The organism is uncultured Shimia sp. (genome assembly GCF_947498095.1).
Taxonomy (GTDB): domain Bacteria; phylum Pseudomonadota; class Alphaproteobacteria; order Rhodobacterales; family Rhodobacteraceae; genus Shimia.
This window is the reverse complement of record NZ_CANMJE010000030.1, coordinates 1-6435: the sequence shown is the minus strand read 5'-3', so window position 1 is coordinate 6435 and position 6435 is coordinate 1. Positions and strand designations below refer to the sequence as shown.

Here is a 6435-nt window from a genome sequence, read left to right as displayed (position 1 = left end):
GATGATCCGGCTAGCCAAACAGTATGGTCTCTATGGCTATCGGAAGGTGACGGCTCTGCAGCGGATGGAGGACTGGCCCCTCTCGGCAGATTGCTTTGCAATCGCTTGCCGGGCAATGGGTCAACCACAAGAAAGTCGAACGCTTATGGGGTGAAGAGGGCCTGCAACTTCCACACCACACAACAAGCCCAGGCTGCAATCAATGTGTGGCTCAGGCAGTACACCCAGGTCGGGCCTCATCACGCGTTGAACATGCGCCCGCCGGCACCTGAAACCTTATTAGAGAAATCAAAAATTACTGGTACTGAAATTGGAGCTAGACAAGACCATCCGATTACCGCCTCCGAGCCACCCCTACGTCCTCCCAAGACACAAAATTGTGGCATAGTTCTAGGGATCTAAGACAGTTGTGGACTTGACGCTGTTTATGTTTTCATATGAAAGGAAGGACCTATCACGGCGGCAGTTCCAGACAGCGAACTATCTTGAAACCAAATCATGCGACGATACTGCAGCCCATGGGCCAATGATGCAGCAGCACCGACCAATGAGAGTATGACATGGAGCTGAGAAAACGTAATGACTAAGAGCGACAGAAGTAAGCCGGTGAAACTTCCTTATGATGGAGAGCGCTTCCTTCCTGAGTATCCAGGCACCATCGAGCTAGAACACTTGCACCGTTACCGGCTGGCTGGCAGTATCGCCTCAGGGTTGGATGTACTCGATATTGCGTGTGGTGAAGGCTACGGATCTGATATTATTGCGGCAAATGCCAAATCGGTTGTCGGGGTCGACATCAGTGCGCCCGCTGTCGAGCACGCGAAGTTCCATTACCGTGACCCCCGTTTGTTATTTAAGGTTGGCAGTGCAACTGATATTCCGATCCCAGATGCTTCGGTAGATATGGTTGTTTCTTTTGAAACGATCGAGCATCTAGTTGAGCATGATCGCATGATGCTGGAGGTGCGCCGGGTGCTGCGGCCGGGAGGGTTGCTGATGATCTCGAGCCCCAATAAACTCGAATACTCGGACAAACCCGGCTACGCTAACCCGTTTCACGTCAAGGAACTCTACACTAATGAATTTGTGGAGCTGATTGGAAAGTATTTTTCAAATACCTGTCACTATGCTCAACGCCTAAGTGCCGCTTCGATCATTGCAAACGACCAGACCGCCCCGTTTCGTACCTTTTCTGGCAGTGGGGTGCGCGACGGAGTTCCGAACGCCCGGTATGACTTGCTGCTGGGATCCGATAAGGAACTTCCAAAGCTACCCAATTCTGCATTTGAAATTCCCGGTAGTCCTTTACAGCCGTATGCGGCTGAGCAAGCTCTCGAGCAGCAAGTCAAGGAGCAAGCAACGCAACAGCAAGCAATTTCTCAACTTCTGAATCACCTGCGCTACAACACATCGGTTGCAAATGAAATTCTCCAAAGCAAGTGGTGGAGGGGTACGCGCACGAAACGGCGCCTATCCAATAGTTTGCGAAAACGCCGTGGGCGCCCGAAGAAGATCTGGCCGGAACGTCTCGAAATGCCTTCAATGATCGACGGAGTCCTCTCTAAGGTGACAGAGGTGGGCGCTTATCAGGAATGGCGACGCTACCGCGAGGTTGAGGGCGTCATCCCGCCGTTTAGCCGCTATGGCGACGGGCCTGATGTGCCCGTTGTCAAGTATTCCGATGTGCAGGAGGGATTTGTCGAACACATGTCCAACAACGCGCTGGACACCGTCGTCAAGGCAATAGCCTTCTACCTTCCGCAGTATCATCCCTTCCCTGAAAATGATGAATGGTGGGGGAAAGGCTTTACGGAATGGACCAATGTAGGCAAGACACAGCCGCTCTATCCTGGTCATCACCAGCCCCATTGTCCCATTCATCTGGGCTATTATGACCTGCGCGTACCGGAAGTTATGGAAGAGCAGGCAAAACTTGCCCGGAACTACGGAATTTCCGGGTTCGCATATTATTTTTATTGGTTTGCCGGAAAGCTTCTGATGGAAAAGCCATTGGAGGCGATGCGGGACAATCCCAATGTCGATATGCCGTTTTGCATGATCTGGGCCAATGAAAACTGGACCCGCCGCTGGGATGGGCTGAATGAGGAGATCTTGATTTCGCAGGATCACTCTCTTGAAGACTCGCGAGCCATGTTGGCCTATCTGCAGCCTTTTATGGAGGATCCACGCTACATCCGCATCAACGGCAAACCACTCTTCGTGGTCTACCGCGCACATCTCATTCCTAATTTCAAAGAGACCGTGCAGATGTGGCGCGCCCAAGCGTGCGAGATGGGGCTGGATGGGCTCTATGTGGTCTCGGCCCAGACATCGAAGTCTCGCCCGCCTGCCGAACTGGGCCTTGATGCTACGATGCAGTTCCCGCCTCATGCGGTTGATAACACAAGGGTTACTGAACAAGTAGAAAACTTGACCCCCGACTTCCAAGGCTGGATCTATGACTATGACAAGGCCGTATCAACTGAAGTACGTAAGGGCACACCCGCCCACAGGGAGTTTCGGACGTCGATGCTATCGTGGGACAACACAGCGCGGCGGGGCATGAAGGCACACGTTTTCACGAATTTTAGCCTGACTCGCTACAGTCAGTGGTTGGCGGCAAATGTTGAGAAGGCTGCCAAGGACCCAGACCTGTCAGACGATGAACGGATTGTTTTCATCAATGCGTGGAACGAATGGGCGGAAGGCACGCACCTAGAGCCTGATCAGCGCTATGGGTACGGTTATCTTGAAGCAACACGCAAGGTACTGGCCAATTATGACGCGCCGGCCGCACCGTTTCTGAGCCCCGACGTTCGCCATGCCACGGAAGCGCGCTTTGCAATCTTAGCCCACGTGCACTATGCCGACACATGGCCGGAACTCAAAGAAAAGATCGAGGCAATGCCGCCAAAATCATTAGATGTCTACGTCACGACGACAGCTCTTGAAACTGCGATGATGATCAAGGCTAGCATGCCGGCGGCACATGTCGAGATTGTGGACAACCGAGGTCGGGATGTCCGCCCATTTTTGCTCATGATGCAACGGATTGCGCATCTCAACTATTGTGCAATCTGCAAGGTGCACGGTAAGAAATCCGTCTATCGCGAGGATGGTGATACGATCCGAAAATCAATGCTGTCCGCGCTTATTGATCCTGCGGTTCTCGGGTTGTTCGACAGGGATACAAAGCTCGGCATGCTTGCTGCAGAGCAATCCATCATTCGACATGACGACCGCAACATGGCGAACAATAGGGCCGATGTAAAAAGGCTGGCTTCCCAAATGGGGATTTGTTTTAGGGAAGGCCGTTTTGTAGCTGGGACCATGTTCTGGATTTCCCCCAAAGCGATTGCGGCACTTTCAAAACTTGATATCAATGATTTCGATGTCGAGCGTGGGCTCGCGGATGGAACCCGCGCTCACGCTCTGGAACGAATTTTTGTCAACTTGGTTGAGCATGCCGGCTACAGCCTGAAGTCTATTTGAGCTCAGTGTTCAAATTATGTCTTTTCGTCCCATCAGCGCATGCGCAGCCGGAAATGAGACGACTTCTATGCCAATCTGAGTAAATCCAGCGCGTGCCAGATAAGTCCAAGCATCAGCACCAAACTCGGTATGAACAACGTAGTCGTCGTTTCCCATCGCTGGATTGCCGTGATAGCTCTTTTGTTCCCCTGCACGTGATCGAGTGGCACGCTCGACGACTATGGGTATTGTGAAGCACAACCACCCGCCTGGACGCAGAACGCGCAAGCATTGGCTTAACGCTTGCAACGGATTTGGCACATGCTCTAGTGTGTCTGAATGCAGTATGACGTCAAAGCTGTTGTCGCTATAAGGCAAATTCTGCAAATCGAGTTCGGGATAGTCGCCCCGTACATAATTCGGAAGCTCGGAGAGGGTGTCCGATATGACTTCGGCACCATTTACGTCCAAAATATCTAAATCGATTTTTGCTGCCGCGATTTGGCGAATAGTGCGGCCTTCCGAAACTGCGGTGCGGAAAGCGTTGCCAAGAGCGATGTGCCGAAGGCTTGCATCACAAGAGGTACATTTCTCTCCTTGCTGTCGGTCAATGTAGTCAACCTCGTGCGCTGCAAGGTTCCATTGCGCGATCAATTCAGGCCACAGGACGCGGTGGCGACCAAAGCTATTCCCGCCACAAATAGAACATTTCACGTTACTCTGTTCTATGAACACCTCCCTTTGAGCAAACCCACTTTTGTGCCAATGATTTCTTGTAAAATAACGAAGCCCCTAAACTCAACAAATATCCCCAGCCGTTGGCCGCAAAGTGCTGCCTATTCACGCTATAAAAGGGGCTCCCTCTTGGATGTGGTCACTCAGACCTGAGAGGTAGCGAAGTTTCGGCAGAGCGCTTTTGCTGCCACCCAGCGCATAGTTTACAGTGCTATCACGATCAATACCCCTTTTTTGCGATTAGAACAAGAGGAAGCATATTCCCCGGATTGGGGGGCAGATACGACGACCACACAGGCCTGTTTTTTGTGAAAAAGCCGAATTAGGGTGAGTAGCAGACTTCCATGAACGACTGAGAAGCATCCAAGTCTTTGGCTCGTTCGATCAAATCCCACCCGAAATTATGAAATGTCAGAATACCATCGGTCAGGTAATCTCCGTGGATTTTGTCTAGCCCCCAGTTTCAGTACCAGTGATTTTGGTTTTCTCTAATAGGGTTTCGAGATCGGGAACGGGTGGTCGCATATTCAATGCGTGATGGCGCCTGATTTGGTTGTACTGCCTGAGCCAAACATTGATTGCGACCTGCGCTTGCTTCGTGCTGTGGAACCATTCGGCATTTAAGACTTCTCTTCTCAGTGTTCCGTTGAACCTTTCGTTGTAGCCATTTTCCCAAGGGCTGCCTGGGTAGATTTGTATCGGCTGAATGCCGACCTTTTTTAGCCAATCCTGAAAGGCGCCCGCGATAAACTCAGGCCCGTTGTCGGAGCGAATAAACTCGGGCTTGCCGTGTTTCATGAGCAACCTGTGTAGCGCGCCCAAAACGTCGTTAGCATTCATCCTGGACCGCACCGCCACACAGAGAGCCTCACGAGTATGTTCGTCCAGCACTGTCAGCATCTTGTAACCGCGCCCATTGCTCAATGTGTCGTGGACAAAATCAATGGCCCAGATGTGGTTGGGGTGCGTCGGGCGCAAGCGGATGACAGAGCTTTCTTTGTGGTAAAGCCGCCTACGTTTCCTGTGGCGGTGGGGCAACTGCAATCCTACTTCGTTCCACAACCGTTCGATTTTCTTGTGATTGACGCGCCATCCTTCGATGCGCAACAGGGCCGTTGACGATCTTCTCGCCGGGGCTCTTGGTTGTCTTTCTCATGTCCCACTCCTCAGTGGTTACGATGAGCCAGAAACTCTCCCTTATCAAACCGCCCTATTTGGACCCATAAGCGCTGACGTCAGACACCTGACACTCGCAAAAAGACATCGTTCCTCAATGACCCAAGCGAGTGGGTGGTTTTCGACGTTCCGGATCTGCAGATCGTAGACACTGAGCTTTGGGAAGCTGCAAAAGCCCGTCAGGAACAGCAATCCAAGTCTCGGAGCAACCGAACATCAACAGACAAGAACGGACTTTCGGTCTCGCAAGGCCTACGTCGGCGCAAGTTTCTTCTGTCAGGTCTTCTCAAGTGCGAGCGATGTCAGGGCAACCTGACCATTGGTGGGGGCTCCGGAGACCGGAAGATGTATTACTGTGCGAATGCTAAGGAAAAGGGCCCGGCGGTCTGTGCAGACCTGCCGGGCATCCGCAAAACAATCATTGAAGAGGAAGTTGTTTCGCGAATGCGCGATGGTCTTCTACAAGATGAAGCTTATCAGCAATTCAAAATTGACTTTCTACGGCACCAAAATGCGTCAGGTGCTGCGATTGAAGCAGACTTGCGTCTCAAAGACAGTCAGATCCGCGATCACGAGGCCAAGAAAGCCAATTTGATGGACATTGTTGAGGGAGGCTATGCCAACAGAACTATCGTGGAACGCCTCGATGAAGTCATAGCCGAGCTCGACAAATTGAAAGCGCAGCGCTCCGAGATGACGCCAGGAGAAGTAGACCTGCCAGACGACCTGCCCGCAATCTATCGTGCCCATATTTCTGATTTGGCCGAGACTTTGTCTGACGAAAGTGTCGCTGGACGCGCAGGAGACGAGATGCGTAGGTTCATCGATCAGATCATCATTGGCTATGACGACGTTATGCGTGCGCGCACCGTTGTGTTTGAAGGCAAGATGGCGGAGCTCCTAAACGCAAAAAAACCCGCTGGATCAGCGGGTTTGTCTGTTCCGACGGTCGGAACTTTAGAGAAGTTCGCTAAAGTTGGTTGCGGGAGTAGGATTTGAACCTACGACCTTCAGGTTATGAGCCTGACGAGCTACCGGGCTGCTCCATCCCGC

At 52.0% G+C, this 6435-nt stretch carries 3 protein-coding genes and 2 pseudogenes; 3 read left to right on the top strand and 2 right to left on the bottom strand.

Annotated elements, in window-relative coordinates; genetic code table 11:
• Together Q0932_RS20340 and Q0932_RS20335 are read left to right on the top strand one after the other, a co-directional pair.
• A pseudogene (locus tag Q0932_RS20340) lies at window positions 1-173 on the top strand (IS3 family transposase); the annotation flags it as partial.
• A gap of 406 nt (window positions 174-579) precedes the next feature.
• A complete protein-coding gene (locus Q0932_RS20335) occupies window positions 580-3492 on the top strand; it encodes a glycoside hydrolase family 99-like domain-containing protein (RefSeq protein WP_299357081.1) in 2913 nt (970 codons plus the stop codon).
• 9 nt (window positions 3493-3501) lie between these two features.
• Here the strand turns inward: Q0932_RS20335 and Q0932_RS20330 are convergent, their stop codons facing one another.
• Both Q0932_RS20330 and Q0932_RS20325 read right to left on the bottom strand, forming a co-directional pair.
• Window positions 3502-4185, bottom strand: a complete 684-nt coding sequence (locus Q0932_RS20330) for a class I SAM-dependent methyltransferase (RefSeq protein WP_299357079.1) — start codon at window positions 4183-4185, stop codon at window positions 3502-3504.
• A 471-nt stretch (window positions 4186-4656) separates the two neighbouring features.
• Window positions 4657-5334, bottom strand: a pseudogene (locus Q0932_RS20325) (IS3 family transposase); the annotation flags it as partial.
• A 162-nt stretch (window positions 5335-5496) separates the two neighbouring features.
• Between Q0932_RS20325 and Q0932_RS20320 the strand changes: the two are divergent.
• Window positions 5497-6381: a zinc ribbon domain-containing protein gene (locus Q0932_RS20320; protein ID WP_299357077.1), complete on the top strand. Its 885-nt coding sequence runs from the start codon at window positions 5497-5499 to the stop codon at window positions 6379-6381.
• The last annotated feature ends 54 nt before the right edge of the window (window positions 6382-6435 follow it).

Excerpts from the sequence above, each read along its gene's own strand:
- Q0932_RS20335 (WP_299357081.1), top strand. The coding sequence starts at position 580 with ATGACTAAGAGCGACAGAAGTAAGCCGGTGAAACTTCCTTATGATGGA.